The sequence below is a fragment of the Vibrio sp. B1-2 genome (assembly GCF_963888445.1).
Taxonomy (GTDB): Bacteria; Pseudomonadota; Gammaproteobacteria; order Enterobacterales; family Vibrionaceae; genus Vibrio; species Vibrio anguillarum.
Map to the genome: position 1 here is coordinate 27,484 of NZ_CAWPJH010000041.1, position 21,327 is coordinate 48,810.

Sequence of the window (21,327 nt, forward strand, 5' to 3'; positions counted from 1 at the left end):
ATTAATTCCCAAACATCAATGCGGTGAGTACAAAGTCTAGCCCTAATACAGCTAAAGACGAATGCACTACGGTTCTTGTGGTGGCACGGCTAATACCTTCCGAGGTTGGAATAGCATCGTAACCGTTAAACAGTGCAATCCAAGTCACTGTGATGGCAAACATCACGCACTTGATCATACTGTTGCCAATATCTTGCCCTAGCTCTACCGATGACTGCATCGCAGACCAAAAACTGCCGTGATCAATCCCTTTCCAATCCACGCCAACAAGCTGGCCTCCCCAAATGCCAACCGCCATAAAAATCATTGCTAGCAACGGCATTGATATTAGCCCAGCCCAAAAGCGAGGAGCGATAATACGTTTGAGCGGATCAACCGCCATCATCTCTAAACTGGAAAGTTGCTCGGTGGCTTTCATCAGGCCGATCTCAGCGGTAAGTGCAGAACCAGCACGCCCAGCAAACAGTAGCGCAGTCACCACGGGCCCGAGTTCACGCAATAAAGAGAGCGCAACCATTTGCCCAAGGCTACCTTCCGCGCCGTAATCGACCAAAATCACATAGCCTTGCAGGCTCAGCACCATGCCAATGAACAAGCCAGAAACGACAATAATCGCCAGCGACTGAACACCAACACTGTAGAGCTGCTTCACTAACAATGGAAAATTCTGAATAGGCCGTGGGCGGCTCACTAATGCGCCAAACAGCATCAAGCTAGCTTTGCCAAAGGCTTGGCAAAATTCGAGCGTACGGCGACCGAGCCCTTCAATCCAGTCAGTCAATGTAGACATCATGAGAATAAATCCTTTTCTAGGCTTTGCGCTGGAAAGCGAAATGGTACTGGGCCATCAGCCTCGCCTTGTAAAAATTGTTGTACGCGAGGATCGCTATTTTGATAAAGATCGTTTGGCGTTCCTTTGGCAATCACTTTGCCGTCAGCCAGCAAATAAACCCAATCGGCAATGCTCATCACTTCAGGAACATCATGAGAGACCACTATCGAGGTCACCCCCAAAGCTTGATTCAAATTGCGGATCAATTCCACCAGCACGCCCATGGTGATCGGGTCTTGCCCCACAAACGGCTCATCATACATGATCAGTTCCGGATCCAGCGCAATCGCGCGCGCTAATGCAGCCCTTCTTGCCATGCCACCGGATAATTCGCTCGGCATGAGCAAGGCGGCACCGCGCAGACCAACCGCTTCTAATTTTAGTAAAACTAATGTCTTAATCAGCGATTCATCTAATTGAGTGTGTTCACGTAAAGGAAAAGCCACATTATCGAACACATTTAAATCGGTAAATAACGCGCCCGACTGAAACAACATGCTCATTTTTTTACGAGCTTGATACAGCTTTTTGCGACTGAGCATCGGGATGTTTTGTTTGTCGAACCAAATCTCACCTTGTTCAGGAAACAGTTGTCCGCCAATAAGACGTAGCAAAGTGGTTTTACCAATACCCGATGGCCCCATAATGGCGGTAATTTTTCCTTGCGGAACGCTGAGACTCACGTCATCGAAAATCTTCCGTCCTGAACGGGAGAAGGTTAAATTCTTGATTGTGACAAGATCGTTGATTGGCATCATGAGTGTTTCACTATTGTTGTCCGCCCCAAAATGATGGGCAATCATAAGCATAACGTTCTAAAATTAAAAGCACTGTTCAATTACATCCTAAAGTAAAGCATCATCTTTCGCCAAAACAATCTTCCGGTCATTTATTGATGGATAGCTAACTAAACCATGAATTGAACGTAATTAATTGGATCTTCAGCTTCCCTTTTCGCAACCAACACGTCAAAATTAGCGGTTAATTGCATCATTTTTTCACTCATTTCATTAATTAGGTATCATCATGATCGAAGCGGTAGCGTTTCTCATTGTAGGTTTGGTGTTTTTAGTCTGGAGCGCTGACAAGTTAGTCTTTGGTTCTGCCGCGCTTGCTCGCAACTTCGGCATCTCGCCATTAGTGATCGGCATGACTATTTTAGCAATGGGATCATCAGCACCAGAGATGATGGTATCGGCAACGGCCGCTTTGGATGGGAAAACCGATACTGCCGTCGGTAACGTGCTCGGTTCTAACATCGCTAACATTGCTTTGATCTTGGGTATTACAGCACTCATCAAACCGCTTTCCGTCAGTTCTGCGGTACTCCGCCGTGAACTGCCGCTGATGATTGCGGTCACACTACTTGCTGGTGCGTTATTGTGGGATAACCACTTAGGATTCTATGAAGGTGTGTTGCTGTTTGCACTTTTCGCCGTGTTTATCATTGCGATGCTCCGCATTAGCCGTAACGAGCAAAAACATGGTGACGCGCTGCTTACCGAGCAGGAATCTGAAATACCGCAGGGCGTGAGCAACGCAAAAGCGGCTATTTGGGTAGTGATTGGGCTTATCATTCTGCCGATTGCTGCCAGCGTGTTAGTCGATAACGCCGTCATTATCGCTAAGTTTTTTGGCATGAGCGACTTGGTAATTGGCCTGACGATCATCGCTGTTGGGACCAGCTTGCCAGAATTGGCCGCCTCACTCACAAGTGTGTTGAAAGGCGAAGATGATATGGCTGTGGGCAACATTATTGGCTCGAACGTATTCAATATTCTTGCCGTGATGGGCTTACCCGGCATTCTTAATCCATCGATACTCAGTGAGCATGCGATGGGACGCGATTTTTGGGTAATGCTTGGCGTATCTCTGCTACTGGTTGCCATGGCTTTAGGGAAATCGCGTAGTATTAACCGCATTGAGGGAGGCGTGCTCTTCCTCGCTTTTATCGGATACCAAGCTTATCTACTTATGAATATGACCGCTTAACCCAAATTCGGAGTATCGAATGTCGAATCAGTTTGATTATCGCAGTGTTGCACAGCAAGTTCTCGCCACCGAAATGGCGGCTTTACAGCAGCTAGAGCAATACTTTGACGACTCATTTTGCCAAGCGTGTGAAATGATCATTGCCAATGATCACGGCAAAGTGGTGGTGATGGGTATGGGTAAATCAGGCCATATCGGTAAAAAAATTGCCGCGACCTTAGCCAGTACTGGCACTTCGGCATTTTTCGTACATCCAGGAGAAGCAGCGCACGGTGATCTTGGTATGATCGAGCGTGGCGACATCGTAATTGCTATTTCAAACTCTGGCGAATCCTCGGAAATTTTATCACTGTTTACTGTGCTAAAACGGCTCAATATTCGCATCATCAGCATGACAGGCAACCCGTCATCGAATATGGCAAAGTTGGCCGATCTTCATTTGCAAATCACTGTCCCACAAGAGGCATGCCCGCTTGGCCTTGCGCCAACCTCCAGCACCACCGCAACGCTAGTGATGGGCGATGCGTTAGCCGTCGCACTCTTGCAAGCACGCGGCTTTACCGCTGAAGATTTTGCGCTGTCTCATCCCGGTGGGGCTTTAGGTCGAAAATTGTTGCTCAAGCTCTCTGATATCATGCACATTGGCGATGCACTACCAACAGTGCAACCAAACGCATTGATCCGCGATGCCTTACTTGAGATCAGTCAAAAAGGCTTGGGGATGACCGCGGTAGTAGACAGCAACATGCAGCTTATTGGCATCTTTACTGATGGCGATTTACGCCGCATCTTAGACAAACGAATCGATATTCACAGCGCGGCAATCAGCGAGGTGATGACGCAAAACCCAACGGTAGCAAGCCCTAAAATGCTCGCGGTCGAAGGGTTAAATCTAATGCAAGATAAACGAATCAATGGCTTGATGCTGTGCGAAAATGGCACATTGATCGGTGCATTAAACATGCACGATTTGCTCAAAGCAGGAGTGATGTGATGACCATGATTGATACACTCTACGGCCCGGTCTCACCGCCTATTCTCAATATAGCTAAGCAGATAAAACTTCTGATCTGCGATGTGGATGGCGTCTTCTCTGATGGCTTAGTTTATATGGGCAATCAAGGCGAAGAGCTAAAAACCTTCCACACTCGAGATGGCTACGGCATAAAATCATTGATGAATGCTGGCATTGAAGTGGCGATCATTACAGGTAGGCAGTCAAAAATTGTCGAAAACCGTATGGCCGTATTAGGCATTACACTGGTTTATCAAGGTCAGGATGACAAGGTCAAAGCCTATAACGACATTTGTCGCCAGCTCAATATTGCCCCAGAACACACAGGGTATATCGGTGATGACTTGATTGATTGGCCGGTAATGGAAAAAGTCGCGCTGAAAGTCTGTGTCGCGGATGGTCACCCGCTATTAGTTAAACGCGCAAACTACGTGACCCATATAAAAGGTGGGCATGGCGCTGTACGCGAAGTGTGTGATTTGATTTTGCAAGCTCGCGGTGAGTTAGATGTGCACAAAGGCTTAAGTGTATGAGTTTATCTCGTGTCCTCTATGTGATACTGATTTTTATCGCATCGTGGTCAGCCTATTACTTGTTCGATAAAGAACAAAATACCGATATACAAGTTGCTCCGAACTTGGAGTTACCGTCGTTTAGTGGAAAAAATCTCGACAACACCACCTATAGCGAGCAAGGTATCCGCAGCTACATCATTCAATCGACGCATCTGGATCATTACGCAAAAAGTGGCGACACCATTTTCGAGTACCCGATACTCAAAGTCTTCCGTGATGGTATTTTGCAAGAGTGGGAGATTACCGCTAAACGCGGCGTACTCGATGAAGAGCAAGTTCTGACACTGTATGACGACGTACTGGCAAAAAACCTATTAGCAGATTCTAGTTTTGATACGCTTTCAACCATTAAGATGAGCATTCAACTCAATAATCGCGATTTTTGGGCCGATAATCAGGTCGATTTGGTTGGGCCACAATTCGAAACACAAGGACAAGCGATGAAAGGCAACTTTGCCGACAATACCGCTATTCTTTATAACCATGTACAAGGTAGATATGAAACTCTCACACCTTAGTCTTATTGCTTGTTTAGCGATTTCTGGTCACGTATCCGCGTTGTCTACCGACAGTGCTCAGCAGATTTATCTGAATGCAGACAGCCAACTGCTTGACATGAAAAGCAACCAAATGACACTCCTTGGTAATGTCAATCTCAAACAAGGCAGTATCAATATCAACGCCGACAAAGTGATTGTAACCCGTGATGCGAAAGATGGCTCCATTCAAGAAATTGAAGGATATGGCAACCTCGCCACTTTTTCGCAATTAACCGACGATGGCAAAACCTTGTATGGTGAGGCGAAAGAGCTCTATTACAAATTGGCCGATGATCAGTTGACGATGATCGATCAAGCCATGTTGTCACAAGATGATAGCATCATCCGTGGTACGAAAATTCGCTACAAAATTTCGTCACAGAAGCTGATGGCTGATGGTAACTCTAACGAGCGAGTATCGACCGTGCTTCAACCGCAAGCCACTACGACACAAGAATAATTATGGCCATACTTAAAGCAGAACATTTAGCGAAAAGCTATAAAAAACGCAAAGTCGTCTCTGACGTCAGCTTGCAAGTAGAATCGGGGCAGATTGTTGGCTTACTCGGCCCTAACGGCGCAGGAAAAACCACATCGTTTTACATGATCGTCGGCCTTGTCGCTCGTGATGAAGGTAAGATCAGCATTGATGATCACGACATCAGCATTTTACCTATGCACAGTCGCTCACGCTTAGGGATCGGCTACTTACCTCAAGAAGCGTCTATTTTTCGAAAATTATCGGTCGAAGATAACATCATGGCGGTACTTGAAACCCGTGAATCGATGACCCGTGAAGAGCGCCAAGATAAACTCGAAGATCTACTAGAAGAATTTCACATTCAACATATCCGCCATAGTGCGGGGATGGCGCTATCGGGTGGTGAACGTCGCCGAGTTGAAATTGCCCGCGCTCTTGCCGCAAACCCACAATTTATTTTGCTTGATGAACCCTTTGCAGGGGTCGACCCCATTTCCGTTATCGACATTAAAAAGATCATCCAACACCTGCGAGATCGTGGCTTAGGCGTTTTAATCACAGACCACAACGTTCGAGAAACATTGGACGTCTGTGAAAAAGCCTATATTGTAAGCCAGGGTCGTTTGATCGCAGAAGGTACACCACATGACGTGCTCAATAATGAAGAGGTAAAACAAGTTTATCTCGGTGAACAATTCCGTCTATGATTAAGTAGAGAGTGACATCAATTCTAAAAATAATAAGGTAACTGGCACTGAATGAAACCCTCATTACAACTGAAGCTCGGCCAACAATTAGCGATGACACCGCAGTTACAACAAGCCATTCGTTTGTTGCAACTCTCCACATTGGAACTCCAGCAAGAGATCCAAGAGGCTCTAGAGTCTAATCCATTATTGGATGTTGAAGAGGCCTATGAAGAGAATGCCACCGCTGATGTTCATAGCATCAATGAGGAGAAAGAAGCCAGTGCTGAGGTGTTAGATATTGAGCCACAAGACAGCTCTGACTTAATTGAAAAATCCGAAATCAGCAGCGAGCTTGAGATCGACACCACATGGGATGATGTCTACAGCGCGAACACAGGCAGCACAGGGATCGCCCTTGATGATGACATGCCCGTGTACCAAGGTGAAACAACGCAAACCCTGCAAGATTATCTACTGTGGCAATTAGATCTTACGCCGTTTAGCGACACCGACCGCAGCATTGCTCTTGCCTTGATTGACGCCATCGATGACTACGGTTATCTCACCGTTTCTTTGGATGATATTTTAGAAAGCTTTGCCGATGAAAATATCGAGCTTGATGAAATTGAAGCCGTTCGTAAACGTGTTCAGCAGTTTGATCCCCTCGGTGTGGCTTCAGTCAACCTTCAAGACTGCCTGCTTTTACAATTAGCGACCTACCCTGCCAGTACCCCTTGGTTAGAAGAAGCTAAACAGCTGCTGATCCAACACATTGATCTGCTCGGCAACCGTGACTACAAGTTGATCATCAAAGAAACCAAGTTAAAAGAAGAAGATCTGCGAGAGGTATTGCAGCTCATTCAACAACTTGACCCAAGACCGGGAAATAATATTTCAACCGAGCACGCCGAATACGTTGTGCCTGACGTGTCTGTTTACAAAGATCACGGCAAATGGGTGGTAACAATAAACCCAGATAGCGTACCAAAACTTAAGATAAATCAACAATATGCAGCATTAGGCAAAGGTAACAGTGCCGATAGCAACTACATTCGCAGCAATTTGCAAGAAGCAAAATGGCTAATTAAGAGTTTAGAAAGTAGAAACGAGACACTGCTCAAAGTTGCCAAGTGTATTGTTGAACATCAACGTGATTTCTTTGAGTATGGTGAAGAGGCGATGAAGCCAATGGTACTCAATGACGTTGCTTTAGCGGTAGAAATGCATGAATCCACCATATCAAGGGTGACAACGCAGAAGTACATGCATACTCCGCGTGGTATTTTCGAATTGAAATACTTCTTCTCCAGCCATGTCAGTACCGACAGCGGGGGAGAGTGTTCATCGACTGCAATACGAGCACTGATTAAAAAACTGGTGGCCGCTGAAAATACAGCCAAACCATTAAGTGACAGTAAAATTGCAGATCTACTGGCTGACCAAGGGATTCAGGTAGCTAGACGGACGATAGCTAAATACCGTGAATCGTTGGGCATTGCTCCATCGAGTCAGCGCAAACGCCTACTGTAAGGCACAAAACAGAGAAGGAAAGTCTATGCAAATCAACATTAATGCCCATCACATTGATCTGACCGATTCAATGCAAGACTATGTAAACTCGAAGTTTCAAAAACTTGAGCGATTTTTTGACCATATCAATAACGTACAGGTTGTTTTACGTGTTGAAAAAGTACAACAGATCGCTGAAGCTACGCTCCACATAAATCAAGGTGATATCCACGCCGTGGCCGACAATGAAAATATGTATGCTGCCATTGATAGTTTAGTGGATAAACTCGTAAGACAACTCAACAAGCATAAAGAAAAGCTAAGTAGTCATTAATCATGCAATTAAGCGAAGTACTCTCATTGGACTGCACGAAAAGTGCGGTCCAATGCACCAGTAAAAAAAGAGCCCTAGAAATCATTAGCGAAATCGCTGCTGAGTATTCAGGTCAAAATTCCACCGAGCTGTTTGAATGCATGCTCAGCCGAGAAAAAATGGGCAGTACTGGTATTGGTAATGGCATCGCCATTCCTCATGCAAGAATGACCAACAGTGATCGTGCCATTGCCGTTTTGCTGCAGTGTGAAGAACCGATTGAGTTTGATGCTATTGATAATCGACCTGTCGATCTACTGTTTGCGTTGCTCGTTCCTGAAGAGCAGTGCAAAGAGCATTTAAAAACGCTCGCTTGTATGGCCGAGCGCCTCAATGACAAACAAGTTTTAAAACAGCTTCGAAGTGCACAAAGCGATCAAGAGCTGTACGACATCATGACTAACCAATAACCACCGAGCCGAAACTATGCGTTTAATCGTTGTGAGTGGTCAATCAGGCGCAGGGAAAAGCGTTGCTTTACGAGTACTGGAGGATCTCGGCTACTATTGTGTCGATAACCTTCCCGTCAACTTGTTGGATGCGTTTATTCAATCAGTCCAAGGCAGCAAACAAAATGTCGCGGTGAGTATTGATATCCGTAACTTGCCCCAGGAGCCTAGTTTGGTTGCGGATGTTTTAGAGCAGCTAAAACAGAATAACGACGTTAGTGTGCTGTTTCTCGATGCCAGTAAAGAGACACTACTCAAGCGCTACAGCGAAACGCGTCGTATCCATCCTCTCTCATTAAACGCCGATAAACCTTCACTTGCGCAAGCGATTGAATTGGAAAAGTCGCTGCTTGCACCGCTCAAAGAGCAAGCCGATTTAGTGCTCGATAGCAGTAATCAATCGTTGCATGAGTTGAGCGAAACTGTACGCATGCGAATTGAAGGACGTGAGCGCAAAGATCTGGTGATGGTCTTTCAGTCTTTTGGCTTCAAATATGGACTACCCAGCGATGCAGACTACGTGTTTGATGTGCGTTTTTTACCCAACCCACACTGGGAACCCGATCTTCGCCCATTAACTGGCCTGGATGCGCCAATTAAGTCGTTTCTTGAACGCCATAGTGAAGTAATTGAACTTAAACAACAAATTCAAAAGTTTGTTGAATACTGGCTGCCGATGCTCGAAAAAAACAACCGCAGTTATCTCACAATTGCGATTGGTTGCACCGGTGGTAAGCACCGCTCCGTTTACCTGACTCAACAGCTTGGCGAGTACTTTGCTCAATTGGGTCACCAAGTACAGATACGCCATACATCATTAGAAAAACAGCAATAGGAGCGATGGTATGCCACTATTAAGTAAAACGGTTTTAATCCAAAATCGCTTGGGCCTTCATGCTCGTGCAGCCGTTAAGCTGGTTGAACTGTCGCAATCTTTTGATGCGGTGGTCACCATTCAAAGTGAAGAAGGAAAAGAAGCCACTGCAGATAGTGTAATGGGTTTATTGATGCTCGAATCCGCACAAGGTCAATACATCACCATCAATGCTGAAGGCTCACAAGCAGAGCCTGCTTTGCAAGCGGTTAGTTCGCTGATTGAACATAAATTCGATGAAGACGAGTAAGCACAAGGCTTACACTCCACTCTCCCACAGACAGCGCATGCGCGCCCCTGATAGTCAAAATAAATTCAGTGCTTAATAAGAACTTATTAAATAAGGCCTAGAATTAAGTTACTATTCAACACATTGTAAGAATCCTAAGTAGGGGGAAACCATGGCCGAGCAAATTGAATTTGATCAAGCTCACCTAACCCTCCAAGAAGTCAGCGAAGCTTTAGAAAATGGTCGTTTTGTCCATGTCCGTCGCCAATTGCAGGACATGGAGCCAGAAGATATTGCTCACCTCTTAGAAGCCTCTCCACGTAAAAGTCGGGAGGTGTTATGGCAACTCACCGACCCAGAAGACTACGGTGAAATCCTTGATGAGCTCAACGAAGACGTCAAAGATGCCCTAGTTTCCAAAATGGCACCCGAAAAACTGGCGGAAGCGACCGAAGGCATGGACACCGATGACGTGGCCTATGTACTGCGTAGCTTGCCAGATGACGTGTCACGCGAAGTGCTTTCGCAGATGGACAGCGCTGATCGCCAGCGCGTTGAAACCGCGCTCTCCTATTCAGAGGAAACAGCCGGCGGGATCATGAATACCGACGTGATCACCATTCGTGGTGACGTTGATATTGACGTGGTTTTACGCTATTTACGCATGCGCGGCGATCTGCCCGAAGCAACCGATGCACTTTACGTGATTGACGATGAAAGTAAGCTGATTGGGCATCTCTCACTCACCACCTTGCTGACCACACAACCGGATATTCCAGTAAGTGAAGTCATGGATGATGCCGATGAGGCGATTTTGGTCACCACCAGCGACTCAGATGTTGCCAGCCTGTTTGAACGTCGCAACTGGGTGTCCGCGCCTGTGGTGGATGAAAACCAGCACTTGGTCGGTCGGATCACCATTGATGACGTCGTTGACATCATTCGTGAAGATGCCGAACACTCAATGATGAGCATGGCTGGTATGAACGATGACGAAGATACCTTTGCTCCGGTAGTCAAATCCGCTCGTAAACGGACCATCTGGCTTGGGGCAAATGTTTTGGCCGCCCTCGCCGCTGCCTCTGTTTCTAACATGTTTGAAGCAACACTGGATCAAATGGCCGCCATTGCCGTGCTAATGACCATAGTGCCCTCAATGGGTGGTGTCGCAGGTAACCAAACTGTGGCCTTGGTCATTCGTGGTTTAGCATTGGGACATATCGGTGACAGTAACCAACGTGAATTGCTATTCAAAGAAGCGGCGATCGGTTTTTTAAATGGCATCATGTGGGCCACCATCATTGGCGGCATTGTGGTGGCATGGAAAGGCAATTGGATGCTTGGCGGCATCATTTCCGCAGCAATGATGGCCAACCTACTCATTGCCGGGATCGCCGGCGTCACCATCCCAATTTTACTGAAAAAAATGAAAATCGACCCGGCTCTTGCTGGCGGAATGGCGTTAACAACCGTCACCGATGTGGTTGGGCTTTCTGTCTTTCTCGGCTTGGCGACCATTTTGATGTAGCCATATTTTGATGTAACCCTATAGTGATACATACCCAAACCACCCATAAAAAAAGCTTGGTTGTTATACCAAGCTTTTTCATATTCAGCTTAAGCGATTATTCGCCCGCAATTTTCATCGATTCAAGTAAAATAGACCCAGTTTGGATTTGCGAGCGTGTTTCGACATCACTCCCTACCGCCACCATTTGCTGGAACATATCTTTCAAATTACCCGCGATAGTAATCTCAGATACAGGGTATTGAATCACACCGTTTTCAACCCAGAAACCAGCGGCGCCACGCGAATAATCACCTGTCACTGCATTTACACCTTGACCCATCACTTCAGTGACTAACAAACCTGTACCCAACGCTTTGAGCATCTGCTCAAAATTTTGCCCTGTGGATTGAACATACCAGTTATGGATGCCACCCGCGTGACCAGTTGGAGTCATCTTCATTTTACGAGCGGCATAGCTGCTCAGAAGATAAGTAGAGAGCACACCATCGGTAATGATTTGGCGGTCTTGCGTAAATACCCCTTCACTATCAAATGGGCTTGATGCCAACGCACGTAATACATGGGGTTTTTCGGCAATATTGAACCAATCGGGTAAAATTTTCTCGCCTAACTTATCAAGTAAAAAGGAAGATTTACGATACAAGCTGCCACCACTGATCGCCATCACCAAATGGCCAATCAAACCTGTCGCTACATCTGCGGCAAACATCACCGGAACTTTGCCCGTCTTCAGTTTTTTTGCATCTAAACGGCTGATGGTTTTTTCTGCGGCTTGTTGCCCGACCAGCTCTGGCGACCATAAATCGTCGCGGTGACGTGCAACGGTATAGCTATAATCACGCTCCATCTCACCATTTTTACCCTCACCGATCACGCAGCAGCTAATGCTATGACGGCTAGAGGCATAACTCGCGAGCAAACCATGGCTATTACCATACACTTTCACACCGTAATGGCTGTCATAACTTGCGCCATCACTTTGTTTGATCTTGTTGCTGTAAGCTAACGCCTTCTCTTCTGCAGCAATGGCAATTTTAGCGGCCATGTCCGGGTTAGGTTCATCGGGATGGAAGAGATCTAAATCAGGAATATTTCGCACCATTAGCTCTTTAGGTGCAGGGCCTGCATAAGGATCTTCAGAAGTGTAAAGCGCAATATCAAGCGCTGCTGCGACCGTCTGCGCAATTGCTTTTTCACTGAGATCTGACGTCGACGCACTGCCTTTACGTTGCCCACGATACACGGTGATGCCTAACGCCCCATCACTGTTAAATTCTACGTTTTCAACTTCACACATTCGCGTCGAAACACTCAGGCCGGTACTTTTGGTGATCGCCACTTCGGCAGCATCAGAACTGAGCGCAGCCATCTCTAATGCCTTAGCAACCGCCGCTTCAAGTTCGATGCGCTGCTGAGCAACTTGTTGTTTTACGTCCATATCTCATCAATTATTAGCAAACAATGTCATTAGGATAACAAGAATTTCGCTTTCTCCCCACGATTCTTGCTAAAATAGCTGACATACATAACTCAATAGATGAAGAAAATGGCGCGTAAGAATCAAAAAGCTCCTTGGGAAGAAGAAGAGGAGATCATTTGGGTTAGCAAAACCGAAATGAAAAACGACATGACTGAGCTACAAAAACTGGGTGAAGAGCTGGTTGCTCTGAAGCCGTCTCAGTTAGCAAAAATCCCGATGTCTGAAGATTTGATGGATGCCATCAAAGATGCTCAGCGTTTTAGCATGGAAGCCAGACGCCGCCAACTGCAATACATTGGTAAAATGATGCGTACCATCGATGCCGAACCGATTCAAGCGGCATTGGATAAACTGCGTAACAAGCACTCACAAAATACCGCCATGCTGCACAAGCTCGAACAGATGCGTGATCGTATTGTGGAGAAAGGTGACAGCGCGATTGAAGATGCGATGGCACTCTATCCAGAGATGGATCGTCAACGTCTGCGCCAATTAGCGCGTCAAGCAAATAAAGAGAAAGCCAACAGCAAACCACCAAGAGCATCACGAGAGATTTTCCAAGTGCTCAGAGAGCATAACGATAAGTCAGTTTAACCTGTCATAGTGCTGATTAGACGCAAAAACCTCACCTAAACGTGTGAGGTTTTTTTATTCCCCTGCACGCACAAAATCACTGAGCTGCGCGTCTACGTGTTGCGCGGAAAGTGCCTCAATGCGATCACTCACTAACACATGTCCTTGAGCCATAAACGCAAAATGGCTCGCAATCGCTTTGGCATCACTAATATGGTGCGTCACCATCACAACAGTGATCTCTCTTTCTGCGGCTAACTGCTTAACCAAAAGCAGCATCTCTTCTCTGAGTAGCGGATCCAAGGCGGAAAAAGGCTCATCCAGCAGCCAGATAGGATGTGGTTGTACAAAACAGCGCGCCAGAGCAACTCGTTGACGCTGCCCCCCTGAGAGCTGCTCAGGCAAGCGATCAAGTAGCGCAGCCAAACCCACTTGCTGCGCGGCGCACTCAACTAACGCCTTTTGCGAAGTGGTTAATTTCAGCCCCGGATGTAACCCAAGGCTAATATTTTCACGCACAGTGAGATGGGCAAAAAGATTGTGCTCTTGAAACAGCATCGAAAAAGGACGCAAGTGTGGCTCCTGCCCAAGTAAGGATTGCCCTTGCACTTGGATATCGCCGCTTTTCGGTGCAATAAAGCCCGCAACTAAGCTCAGTAAAGTTGACTTGCCCGCGCCACTTGGCCCCATCAAAGAGAGAATCGCCCCTCGCGGTACAGAAAGCGAAAATTCAAACCACTCCTGTTGATACTCATAATGTACGGCCTTGAGTTCTAACATTGCTTTACCTTTGAATGTGAGTGAAATAACCGCTCAATGAGGGCAAAACACCCCACACTGAGTAGCAACAGCGTAAGAGAAACCACCGCCGCCGCTTGCATTTGGTAACTGCCCAGCAGTTGGAACAGGTAAAGCGGTAAGGTTCTAAACTCTTGGCTACCAAATAGAGCAATCGCACTTAAATCCCCCATTGAGAGCAAAAAGCTGATCGCAAAGGCATGCGCTAAGGGTTTACGCAACGCACGCAGCTCAATCACTTGCAAACGCTGCCACCCTTTAATGCCAAGGCTGGCACATAACCATTGATATTGCTGCGCGATATGCAGCATAGGTTGCGCCAATGTTTTCAACACATACGGCAATGCCATTAAGCCATTGACGAAAAAAACCACCCAATACGCTAGGCTAAATGCATCGGTCCAGATACGCAGCAACAGAAAAAGCCCGGTGCTGATAACAAGCCCTGGCGTGACCAAAATAATCGCGCCAATCAACTCTAGTTGGTCCGCCTTACGGTTGTGCTGCTGCAGGCGCCAAGCTCGAGTCGTGATGAGTATGGCAACCCCAGCCGAAACAGCAACCACGCTTGCCAATAACGCCACTTGCAGTGAAGCCCAAAGCGCACGCCAGAATTGCTCATCGCTCAAGACGTGAAAAAGCTGCGAATTTAAACCGCTCAAGATGACCATCACCAGCGGCGGAAGTACTAACAGCAACGCAAGGAAGATCCATGCGCCGTCCCAGTATTGTGCTTTTCGATTGTCTCGACTAACCACATAATCACTCGCTTGACGCCCTGTGGTGATGGCTAACGGCTTCGCTAGACGTGAAATGGATAGAGACAGCAGCCCGCATAACAGCATCTGCCACAGCGCAAGCAGCGCGCCGGCTTGTAAATCAAAATCAAATTTGATCGCCTGATAAATCGCCAGCTCAATCGTGGTAGATTTAGGCCCGCCGCCAAGTGCCATCACAGTGGCAAAACTGGTAAAACAGAGCATGAACACCAAACCACAGACATGAGGAAGCTGCTGACGCAAACGCGGCCATTCAACCCAACGAAATTTGTGCCAATGACTCATGCCAAGATGCGCGCATAACTTATGTTGTTCTGCCGGGATCGACTCTAACGCTTGCAGCAATAAACGGCTGGCATACGGGAGATTAAAAAACAGATGCGCCAGTAAAATACCGTTTAATCCGTAAATGGAAAACGGCAGTTTGCTATCAAACCACGCGAGCAGCGAGGCGAGCAGACCGCTATTACCATAAATGGCCAACAAACCAAATACGCCCACCAGCACTGGAAGCACTAAGGTCGTTGCAAACAATTTGATCAGCAGCGCACGTCCGCAAAATCGACGACGGTAAAGTGCGTGAGCAACAGGAACCGCGAAACCAACACTGAGCAGCATCGACAAGCTGGCTTGGTAAAAACTAAATTGAGTAACATGGCGATAATACGGGTCTTGCCATACGTGCATCACATTTAAGCTGGGTGCTTGTAACAGCAACGCCGCCAATGCACTGATGACAAAGGTCGCGACAAGCATCGCGACCCCAATGCCTATTTTAGGAATAGCATTCAAACTTTATCGAACCTTAAAACGTTAAGGCGGTTTGCCACTCACGGATCCACGCTTTACGCATCTCAGACACCTCTTGTGCGCTAAAGGTAAGCGCCTTTGGTGGCACAGCCAGCGTTTCAAAACCTTTCGGTAGCGCGACAGACGTCACAGGATACATCCAGTTTCCGGTTGGCATCACCGACTGAAATTGATCACTTAAAATAAAGTGCATGAACTCATCGGCCAATTTGCCGTTATCACTGTGTTTTACTTTCGCAGCCACTTCCACTTGCATGTAGTGTCCTTCGGCAAAATCGGCAGCCGCGTACTTAGCGTCATTTTCCGCAATCAAATGATAGGCTGGAGAGGTGGTGTAAGAGAGCACCAGATCGGACTCACCGTTTAAAAACATCGCATAGGCTTCTGACCAACCTTTGGTGACTGTCACCGTCTTATTGGCGAGCTGTTGCCATGCCAAATTGGCTTTCTCACCATAGACAGATTTCATCCACAGCAGTAAGCCTTGACCGGGTGTCGAAGTGCGCGGATCTTGATAAATCACTTTAAGATCATCTCGCTTTTCTACCAACTCTTTTAAGCTTTTCGGTGGGTTTGCTAATTTCTCTTTATTGTAAACAAAGGCAAAATAGCCGTAATCATAAGGAACAAATGTTTCATCACTCCAACCACCGGGTAGCGTGACTTGGCCCGTCTCGACATTATGATCTGCCAATAAGCCAGTCTGTTTGGCCTCGGCCATTAAGTTGTTATCTAAACCGAGTACGATGTCTGCTTTACTGTTATTACCTTCAAGACGCAAACGGTTTAGGATCGATACCCCATCATCGAGTGCCACAAACTGAAGATCGCAAGCGCATTGTGCTTCGAATGCTTTTTCAATCGCCGGTCCCGGGCCCCATTCTGATGCGAACGAGTCATAGGTATAAACGGTAAGGATATTGTCAGCGGCATGCACTGAAAAAGAGGTGATGGTGGCAAGTGCAATGGTATTAAGAGTGGTGTTCAACTGGTCGCTCTCCTTGGTTGAGCGGCACAGGCTTGAGGAGGATGAGAATATTCCATTATTCCTATTCTGAGATCCTAACCCAATTCCTACGCCAGCATTATCTGGTTCAGGTTTACGGGTCCCAAGCTCACGCTTGATCTCAGCAGCATTCATTGAGATGAATGATTTGCTCCCCGTTGAGTGAGGTGGATTGTAATTGGAATTAACGCAATAAGCTACACCGTTGGGCGTGAGTCATATCCCCAACGTGGCACAAGCCCTTGTTCAACGCTTAAATGGTCCAAAATACGCGCCACCATAAAATCGACCAAGTCTTCAATTGACTGCGGCTGATGATAAAAACCGGGGGCAGCGGGCATAATGGTGACGCCCATTTGCGACAACTTGAGCATGTTTTCTAAATGTAAGGTGGAAAACGGAGTTTCGCGCACCACTAACACCAGTTGGCCACGCTCTTTCATCACTACATCGGCAGCACGTTCGATCAAATTATCGGACATGCCATGGGCAATCGCCGCAACGCTGCCTGCCGAACATGGGCACACCACCATCTGTTTTGGCGCGGCAGAGCCCGAAGCCACTGGTGAAAACCACTCTTCTTTGCCGCACACGACAAGCTGTGAGGCATCGCAGTGTAAATGTTCCACCAACGCTGCTTTGGCTGCCTCAGTCCCACTGGGCAACTTCAAACCGTGCTCGGTTGCAAGCACAACGCGCGCGGCCGAAGAGATCAAAAGATATACTCGGTAATCTGCAGCCAATAAACACTCCAACAGACGAAGTCCGTAAGGAGCACCTGAAGCGCCAGTAAAGGCTAAAGTGATGGCTTTCTGTTTTGTTGTCATAACTCTCTATTTCGTTTGTGTCGCTGGCATTACATGGCTTGATTTAATGCAAGTAGGAGCTTGTTATGAATACCTTCAAAGCCACCATTGCTCATCACCAAAATGTGATCTCCCGGCTGGGCTTCCTGCGCAATTTGCGCGACGAAAGCATCAATATCATCATTCACTTGCGCTGGTTGTGAGCATTGGTCAGCCACATCCTGCACCGACCAAGCAAGATTGTTCGGCTGATAGAGATAAACTGAATCGGCTTGCTGTAATGACGCCGCTAAAGTTTGCTTATGTACGCCCAGCTTCATCGTAGCCGAACGAGGCTCTAAAACCGCGATAATTTTCTGATCGCCTACCTTGTTACGTAAACCACCCAAAGTAAGTTCAATGGCCGTTGGATGATGAGCAAAATCGTCATACAACGTAATACTGTTCACTTCGCCTTTGAGCTCTAAACGACGTTTGGTATTGATAAATTTGCCCAAAGCTTGACAGGCTAAATCTGGAGTGACCCCCACGTGACGCGCCGCGCCAATCGCCATTAAGGCGTTATCGACATTATGATCGCCAACCAAATCCCAAGTTACGCGCCCCACGCGTTCATTGCCAAAGAACACATCAAATTGCGAACCATCACGCGTGATTTTTTCAGCTTTCCACTGCGCTTGCTCACCGGTAAACTCGGTTTCGCTCCAGCAGCCACGTGCGAGAACATCCGCTAATGCGCGCTCTTTTTGCGGAGCAAAAATACGGCCATTGCCCGGCACAGTACGCACTAGATGATGAAATTGGCGCTTAATCGCTTCAAGATCGTCAAAAATGTCTGCATGATCAAACTCTAAATTGTTCAACACTAAAGTGCGTGGGTGATAATGGACAAACTTAGAACGCTTATCGAAAAAAGCGCTGTCATATTCATCGGCTTCAACCACAAAAAACATGCTTTCGCCCAAACGCGCAGAAATACCAAAGTTGCCAAGTACGCCTCCCACCAAAAAGCCCGGTTGGTAACCGCAATCTTCTAAGATCCACGCCAACATGCTCGACGTGGTGGTTTTACCGTGTGTACCAGCCACCGCAAGGACCCAGCGGTCATGCAACAGGAACTCTTGCAACCATTGCGGGCCAGAAGTGTAACGCAAGTTGTGGTTCAGCACATATTCAACACACGGATTGCCGCGACTCATGGCGTTGCCAATCACCACCAAATCAGGCTTGGGCTCTAATTGAGCAGGGTCAAAGCCTTCGATAATCTCGATCCCTTGAGACTCCAATAACGTACTCATCGGTGGGTAAACGTTGGCGTCGCTGCCGGTAACTTTATGACCTAATTGCCGCGCTAAAACGGCAACACCGCCCATAAACGTACCGCAAATCCCAAGAATGTGAATATGCATAAATCCTAGCCTCGCACATGGCGTTGTGAGTGATTGCCTCCATTATCACCATCCATTTAAGAAAAGCGAGCATGTTTGCAACTTCTAAAAAGTCGACAAACAAATTGAGATCTCAATCTGTTACTTCATTACCATTAAAAAGATCTAAGCCCTAGAATCGCAGTGTTACCCAAACGTTATCAAATGGGTCACTCGTTTCGGCCGACATCCCAACAAGAGGATGCGTTGTGAAACAATCACTCCCCCCTATATAGCTATGTTAAGGAAATAACATGTCTGAGATTCGCACTCTTGGCGAGTTTATTGTTGAGAAACAACATGACTTCCCCCACGCAAGCGGTGATCTTTCATCTCTGTTGTCCTCTATTCGTCTTGCGGCAAAAATTGTTAATAGAGAAATCAACAAAGCAGGCCTTGCTGATATTACCGGTGCAGTTGGTACGGATAATATTCAAGGCGAAGAACAACAAAAACTCGATGTGTACGCCAACGAAAAATTTAAAGCGGCGCTTGAAGCGCGCGATCAAGTATGTGGTGTCGCCAGTGAAGAAGAAGATGAAGCGGTTGCGTTCAGTAAAGAGCTCAACAAAAACGCAAAATACGTGGTGTTGATGGACCCGCTGGACGGCTCATCTAACATCGATGTCAATGTCTCTGTCGGCACGATTTTTTCTATTTATCGCCGCGTATCGCCAGTCGGCACGCCACCAACACAAGAAGACTTCTTACAACCCGGTAATAAACAGGTTGCGGCTGGTTATGTTATTTACGGCTCTTCAACCATGTTGGTGTATACCACTGGCAACGGCGTGAATGGCTTTACTTATGATCCGTCACTCGGCACCTTCTATCTTTCACACCCCAATATGATGACCTTCGATGATGGTAAAATTTACTCCATCAATGAAGGTAACTACATCCGCTTCCCAACCGGCGTCAAAAAATACATTAAATACTGCCAAGAGAATGTGCCTGAAGATAATCGCCCTTACACCTCACGTTACATTGGTTCGCTAGTGGCGGATTTTCACCGTAACCTGCTCAAAGGTGGGATCTATCTATACCCAAGCACGCAAAGCCATCCAAACGGCAAGCTGCGTCTATTGTATGAATGCAATCCTATGGCGTTTTTGATTGAACAAGCAGGCGGTATTGCTTCTGACGGTGTCAATCGCGTGTTGGATATTAAGCCGACAGAACTGCATCAACGTGTGCCATTCTTCTGCGGTTCAAAAAATATGGTCCATAAATTGGAAGAGTTCTTGGAACTCAATCGCGATTAAATCAGCTCAATGAGCGCCTAACTCTAGGCGCTTTTTTTATCGATAAATATGAGGCAAGACTCTCTTTTTACGGTTTACACCGTTTCCTATTTACCGCTAAAGTTGCAACACAAGCGTTTACGTTCTGTTAATCAACCCAAAACAATTCAAGTCCAGCGACGAAAAAGGAAATGCTAAATGAGCTTAAACAACGTTCCGGCAGGAAAATCACTGCCTGATGATATTTACGTGGTGATTGAAATTCCAGCCAACGCCGACCCAATCAAATACGAAGTCGACAAAGAATCTGGCGCGGTATTTGTGGACCGTTTCATGTCTTCACCTATGTTCTACCCATGCAACTACGGTTATGTGAATCACACCTTATCGCTCGATGGCGATCCTGTCGATGTGTTGGTGCCCACGCCTTATCCGCTCATGCCAGGCTCGGTGATTCGCTGCCGCCCAGTTGGCGTATTGAAGATGACCGATGAGTCTGGTGAAGATGCTAAAGTGGTGGCGGTTCCTCACTCCAAGCTAACCAAAGAGTACGACCACATTCAAGACGTAAATGACCTGCCAGTACTACTGAAGGCGCAAATTACACAGTTCTTTGAACGCTATAAAGAGCTTGAAGCGGGCAAATGGGTCAAAGTCGATGGATGGGAAGATGCCGCTGCCGCGCGAGCTGAAATCCTGACTTCATTTGAACGCGCTCAAAAATAGTCACCATCATTAAACAGTCACGATAGTTATATACCCAAACAACTTGGAGTTGCAGGTAGGCGGTAAGTGAGTGAGTCCCCATGAGCATAGGCAAACTATGTGATTGGGGTGAACGAACGTAGCCAACACCGCTGCAGCTTCAAGTAGGAAGGGGATAAGTGTCGTTATAAATAAAAAGCCACATCCTGTTAACGCGCGATATGGCTTTTTTATTTCCATTTTCAACGCCGTTCGTTACATCCGTTGGCACCAGTCTCCAGAATCAATCACAGCAGTAAGACGGCTGTGATCTTGATAGAGATAAATCCACGCACGGCCAAATGGGGTTTCGATCGTTTCACGGCGATATTCGATGGGAATATCTTCTAAAAGATCGAGCTTTGCTAGTGTCTGCTCATCCACTCGATATACCTCACCGACTATCGATTGCTGTCCCTGAACCAAGCCAGGATATGGACCTAGATCATACAGCGCATAGTCAGCTGGCGTGTAGAACGATCCTAACATTTCGCTTGTCTCAAGCAGATGCGCATTACTTTCACCACGGCGTAATGTGCCGTAGACAAAAACCAGATGTTGCATATGACTGT

At 46.8% G+C, this 21,327-nt stretch carries 24 protein-coding genes and 1 riboswitch; of the genes, 15 read left to right on the top strand and 9 right to left on the bottom strand.

What is annotated here, in order from left to right; translation table 11 throughout:
- Nucleotide 1 precedes the first annotated feature (1 nt).
- Entirely contained in the window at nucleotides 2-793 is a 792-nt protein-coding gene (mlaE, locus tag AACQ75_RS13315) for a lipid asymmetry maintenance ABC transporter permease subunit MlaE (protein WP_013855979.1), read from the bottom strand.
- Nucleotides 790-1,587: a phospholipid ABC transporter ATP-binding protein MlaF gene (gene mlaF, locus AACQ75_RS13320; protein WP_026029128.1), complete on the bottom strand. Its 798-nt coding sequence runs from the start codon at nucleotides 1,585-1,587 to the stop codon at nucleotides 790-792. Before mlaF ends, mlaE begins: the two co-directional genes overlap by 4 nt.
- A gap of 271 nt (nucleotides 1,588-1,858) precedes the next feature.
- On the opposite strand from mlaF, the gene AACQ75_RS13325 reads away from it, so the two are divergent.
- The 12 genes from AACQ75_RS13325 (at nucleotide 1,859) to mgtE (ending at nucleotide 11,085) form a co-directional block, all read left to right on the top strand.
- The gene (locus tag AACQ75_RS13325; protein WP_017043395.1) at nucleotides 1,859-2,824 is read left to right on the top strand and encodes a calcium/sodium antiporter; all 966 of its coding nucleotides are present in this window, start codon (nucleotides 1,859-1,861) and stop codon (nucleotides 2,822-2,824) included.
- A 19-nt stretch (nucleotides 2,825-2,843) separates the two neighbouring features.
- Nucleotides 2,844-3,818: an arabinose-5-phosphate isomerase KdsD gene (gene kdsD / locus AACQ75_RS13330; RefSeq protein ID WP_170888815.1), complete on the top strand. Its 975-nt coding sequence runs from the start codon at nucleotides 2,844-2,846 to the stop codon at nucleotides 3,816-3,818.
- Nucleotides 3,815-4,372, top strand: a complete 558-nt coding sequence (kdsC, locus tag AACQ75_RS13335; protein WP_170888816.1) for a 3-deoxy-manno-octulosonate-8-phosphatase KdsC — start codon at nucleotides 3,815-3,817, stop codon at nucleotides 4,370-4,372. Before kdsD ends, kdsC begins: the two co-directional genes overlap by 4 nt.
- A complete protein-coding gene (gene lptC / locus AACQ75_RS13340; protein WP_170888817.1) occupies nucleotides 4,369-4,932 on the top strand; it encodes an LPS export ABC transporter periplasmic protein LptC in 564 nt (187 codons plus the stop codon). The genes kdsC and lptC overlap by 4 nt, the downstream gene beginning before the upstream one ends.
- A complete protein-coding gene (gene lptA, locus AACQ75_RS13345) occupies nucleotides 4,913-5,413 on the top strand; it encodes a lipopolysaccharide transport periplasmic protein LptA (RefSeq protein WP_017046455.1) in 501 nt (166 codons plus the stop codon). The genes lptC and lptA overlap by 20 nt, the downstream gene beginning before the upstream one ends.
- 2 nt (nucleotides 5,414-5,415) lie before the next feature.
- Nucleotides 5,416-6,141, top strand: coding sequence for an LPS export ABC transporter ATP-binding protein (lptB, locus tag AACQ75_RS13350; protein ID WP_013855971.1), 726 nt, complete (start codon nucleotides 5,416-5,418; stop codon nucleotides 6,139-6,141).
- Nucleotides 6,142-6,192: 51 nt separating this feature from the next.
- Nucleotides 6,193-7,653 carry an RNA polymerase factor sigma-54 gene (locus tag AACQ75_RS13355; RefSeq protein WP_013855970.1) on the top strand — a complete coding sequence of 487 codons (1,461 nt, stop codon included), beginning with the start codon at nucleotides 6,193-6,195 and terminating at the stop codon, nucleotides 7,651-7,653.
- 25 nt (nucleotides 7,654-7,678) lie between these two features.
- Nucleotides 7,679-7,966 (top strand): ribosome hibernation promoting factor, encoded by a 288-nt coding sequence (gene hpf / locus AACQ75_RS13360; RefSeq protein WP_013855969.1) that lies wholly within the window; start codon nucleotides 7,679-7,681, stop codon nucleotides 7,964-7,966.
- A 2-nt stretch (nucleotides 7,967-7,968) separates the two neighbouring features.
- Nucleotides 7,969-8,415, top strand: coding sequence for a PTS IIA-like nitrogen regulatory protein PtsN (gene ptsN, locus AACQ75_RS13365; RefSeq protein ID WP_013855968.1), 447 nt, complete (start codon nucleotides 7,969-7,971; stop codon nucleotides 8,413-8,415).
- A gap of 16 nt (nucleotides 8,416-8,431) precedes the next feature.
- Nucleotides 8,432-9,289, top strand: coding sequence for an RNase adapter RapZ (gene rapZ / locus AACQ75_RS13370; RefSeq protein WP_010318814.1), 858 nt, complete (start codon nucleotides 8,432-8,434; stop codon nucleotides 9,287-9,289).
- Nucleotides 9,290-9,299: 10 nt separating this feature from the next.
- Nucleotides 9,300-9,578 (top strand): HPr family phosphocarrier protein, encoded by a 279-nt coding sequence (locus AACQ75_RS13375; protein WP_013855967.1) that lies wholly within the window; start codon nucleotides 9,300-9,302, stop codon nucleotides 9,576-9,578.
- A 151-nt stretch (nucleotides 9,579-9,729) separates the two neighbouring features.
- On the top strand, nucleotides 9,730-11,085 hold the full coding sequence (gene mgtE, locus AACQ75_RS13380) for a magnesium transporter (protein WP_013855966.1): 1,356 nt from the start codon (nucleotides 9,730-9,732) through the stop codon (nucleotides 11,083-11,085).
- Between the two features lie 97 nt (nucleotides 11,086-11,182).
- On the opposite strand, the gene pmbA is transcribed toward mgtE, so the two are convergent.
- Nucleotides 11,183-12,526: a metalloprotease PmbA gene (pmbA, locus tag AACQ75_RS13385; RefSeq protein WP_010318811.1), complete on the bottom strand. Its 1,344-nt coding sequence runs from the start codon at nucleotides 12,524-12,526 to the stop codon at nucleotides 11,183-11,185.
- A 108-nt stretch (nucleotides 12,527-12,634) separates the two neighbouring features.
- On the opposite strand from pmbA, the gene yjgA reads away from it, so the two are divergent.
- Nucleotides 12,635-13,162 carry a ribosome biogenesis factor YjgA gene (gene yjgA, locus AACQ75_RS13390; RefSeq protein ID WP_010318810.1) on the top strand — a complete coding sequence of 176 codons (528 nt, stop codon included), beginning with the start codon at nucleotides 12,635-12,637 and terminating at the stop codon, nucleotides 13,160-13,162.
- Between the two features lie 54 nt (nucleotides 13,163-13,216).
- Here yjgA and thiQ read toward each other — a convergent pair whose 3' ends face one another.
- The 5 genes from thiQ to mpl all read right to left on the bottom strand — a co-directional run bounded on the left by thiQ (nucleotide 13,217) and on the right by mpl (nucleotide 18,749).
- On the bottom strand, nucleotides 13,217-13,921 hold the full coding sequence (gene thiQ, locus AACQ75_RS13395) for a thiamine ABC transporter ATP-binding protein (protein WP_170888818.1): 705 nt from the start codon (nucleotides 13,919-13,921) through the stop codon (nucleotides 13,217-13,219).
- Complete coding sequence (gene thiP, locus AACQ75_RS13400; protein WP_170888819.1) at nucleotides 13,915-15,510, bottom strand: thiamine/thiamine pyrophosphate ABC transporter permease ThiP; 1,596 nt, start codon at nucleotides 15,508-15,510, stop codon at nucleotides 13,915-13,917. The genes thiQ and thiP overlap by 7 nt, the downstream gene beginning before the upstream one ends.
- Nucleotides 15,511-15,523: 13 nt before the next feature.
- A complete protein-coding gene (gene thiB, locus AACQ75_RS13405; protein WP_170888820.1) occupies nucleotides 15,524-16,516 on the bottom strand; it encodes a thiamine ABC transporter substrate binding subunit in 993 nt (330 codons plus the stop codon).
- A gap of 66 nt (nucleotides 16,517-16,582) precedes the next feature.
- A riboswitch (TPP riboswitch) is annotated at nucleotides 16,583-16,702 on the bottom strand.
- Nucleotides 16,703-16,731: 29 nt separating this feature from the next.
- On the bottom strand, nucleotides 16,732-17,361 hold the full coding sequence (locus tag AACQ75_RS13410) for a flavin prenyltransferase UbiX (protein WP_170888821.1): 630 nt from the start codon (nucleotides 17,359-17,361) through the stop codon (nucleotides 16,732-16,734).
- Nucleotides 17,362-17,390: 29 nt separating this feature from the next.
- On the bottom strand, nucleotides 17,391-18,749 hold the full coding sequence (mpl, locus tag AACQ75_RS13415; RefSeq protein WP_013855959.1) for a UDP-N-acetylmuramate:L-alanyl-gamma-D-glutamyl-meso-diaminopimelate ligase: 1,359 nt from the start codon (nucleotides 18,747-18,749) through the stop codon (nucleotides 17,391-17,393).
- A gap of 272 nt (nucleotides 18,750-19,021) precedes the next feature.
- Here mpl and fbp point away from each other — a divergent pair, with 272 nt between their 5' ends.
- A complete protein-coding gene (gene fbp, locus AACQ75_RS13420; RefSeq protein WP_013855958.1) occupies nucleotides 19,022-20,032 on the top strand; it encodes a class 1 fructose-bisphosphatase in 1,011 nt (336 codons plus the stop codon).
- Nucleotides 20,033-20,209: 177 nt separating this feature from the next.
- On the top strand, nucleotides 20,210-20,737 hold the full coding sequence (gene ppa, locus AACQ75_RS13425; protein WP_170888822.1) for an inorganic diphosphatase: 528 nt from the start codon (nucleotides 20,210-20,212) through the stop codon (nucleotides 20,735-20,737).
- Between the two features lie 234 nt (nucleotides 20,738-20,971).
- Here the strand turns inward: ppa and AACQ75_RS13430 are convergent, their stop codons facing one another.
- The gene (locus AACQ75_RS13430) at nucleotides 20,972-21,319 is read right to left on the bottom strand and encodes a gamma-glutamylcyclotransferase family protein (protein WP_047690483.1); all 348 of its coding nucleotides are present in this window, start codon (nucleotides 21,317-21,319) and stop codon (nucleotides 20,972-20,974) included.
- Nucleotides 21,320-21,327: the final 8 nt, after the last annotated feature.

Excerpts from the sequence above, each read along its gene's own strand:
- mlaF (WP_026029128.1), bottom strand. The coding sequence starts at position 1,587 with ATGCCAATCAACGATCTTGTCACAATCAAGAATTTAACCTTCTCCCGT.
- mpl (WP_013855959.1), bottom strand. The coding sequence starts at position 18,749 with ATGCATATTCACATTCTTGGGATTTGCGGTACGTTTATGGGCGGTGTT.
- AACQ75_RS13355 (WP_013855970.1), top strand. The coding sequence starts at position 6,193 with ATGAAACCCTCATTACAACTGAAGCTCGGCCAACAATTAGCGATGACA.
- rapZ (WP_010318814.1), top strand. The coding sequence starts at position 8,432 with ATGCGTTTAATCGTTGTGAGTGGTCAATCAGGCGCAGGGAAAAGCGTT.
- AACQ75_RS13325 (WP_017043395.1), top strand. The coding sequence starts at position 1,859 with ATGATCGAAGCGGTAGCGTTTCTCATTGTAGGTTTGGTGTTTTTAGTC.
- lptC (WP_170888817.1), top strand. The coding sequence starts at position 4,369 with ATGAGTTTATCTCGTGTCCTCTATGTGATACTGATTTTTATCGCATCG.
- yjgA (WP_010318810.1), top strand. The coding sequence starts at position 12,635 with ATGGCGCGTAAGAATCAAAAAGCTCCTTGGGAAGAAGAAGAGGAGATC.
- fbp (WP_013855958.1), top strand. The coding sequence starts at position 19,022 with ATGTCTGAGATTCGCACTCTTGGCGAGTTTATTGTTGAGAAACAACAT.
- mlaE (WP_013855979.1), bottom strand. The coding sequence starts at position 793 with ATGATGTCTACATTGACTGACTGGATTGAAGGGCTCGGTCGCCGTACG.
- ptsN (WP_013855968.1), top strand. The coding sequence starts at position 7,969 with ATGCAATTAAGCGAAGTACTCTCATTGGACTGCACGAAAAGTGCGGTC.
- lptA (WP_017046455.1), top strand. The coding sequence starts at position 4,913 with ATGAAACTCTCACACCTTAGTCTTATTGCTTGTTTAGCGATTTCTGGT.
- hpf (WP_013855969.1), top strand. The coding sequence starts at position 7,679 with ATGCAAATCAACATTAATGCCCATCACATTGATCTGACCGATTCAATG.
- mgtE (WP_013855966.1), top strand. The coding sequence starts at position 9,730 with ATGGCCGAGCAAATTGAATTTGATCAAGCTCACCTAACCCTCCAAGAA.
- AACQ75_RS13410 (WP_170888821.1), bottom strand. The coding sequence starts at position 17,361 with ATGACAACAAAACAGAAAGCCATCACTTTAGCCTTTACTGGCGCTTCA.
- AACQ75_RS13430 (WP_047690483.1), bottom strand. The coding sequence starts at position 21,319 with ATGCAACATCTGGTTTTTGTCTACGGCACATTACGCCGTGGTGAAAGT.
- lptB (WP_013855971.1), top strand. The coding sequence starts at position 5,416 with ATGGCCATACTTAAAGCAGAACATTTAGCGAAAAGCTATAAAAAACGC.
- kdsD (WP_170888815.1), top strand. The coding sequence starts at position 2,844 with ATGTCGAATCAGTTTGATTATCGCAGTGTTGCACAGCAAGTTCTCGCC.
- AACQ75_RS13375 (WP_013855967.1), top strand. The coding sequence starts at position 9,300 with ATGCCACTATTAAGTAAAACGGTTTTAATCCAAAATCGCTTGGGCCTT.
- pmbA (WP_010318811.1), bottom strand. The coding sequence starts at position 12,526 with ATGGACGTAAAACAACAAGTTGCTCAGCAGCGCATCGAACTTGAAGCG.
- thiQ (WP_170888818.1), bottom strand. The coding sequence starts at position 13,921 with ATGTTAGAACTCAAGGCCGTACATTATGAGTATCAACAGGAGTGGTTT.
- ppa (WP_170888822.1), top strand. The coding sequence starts at position 20,210 with ATGAGCTTAAACAACGTTCCGGCAGGAAAATCACTGCCTGATGATATT.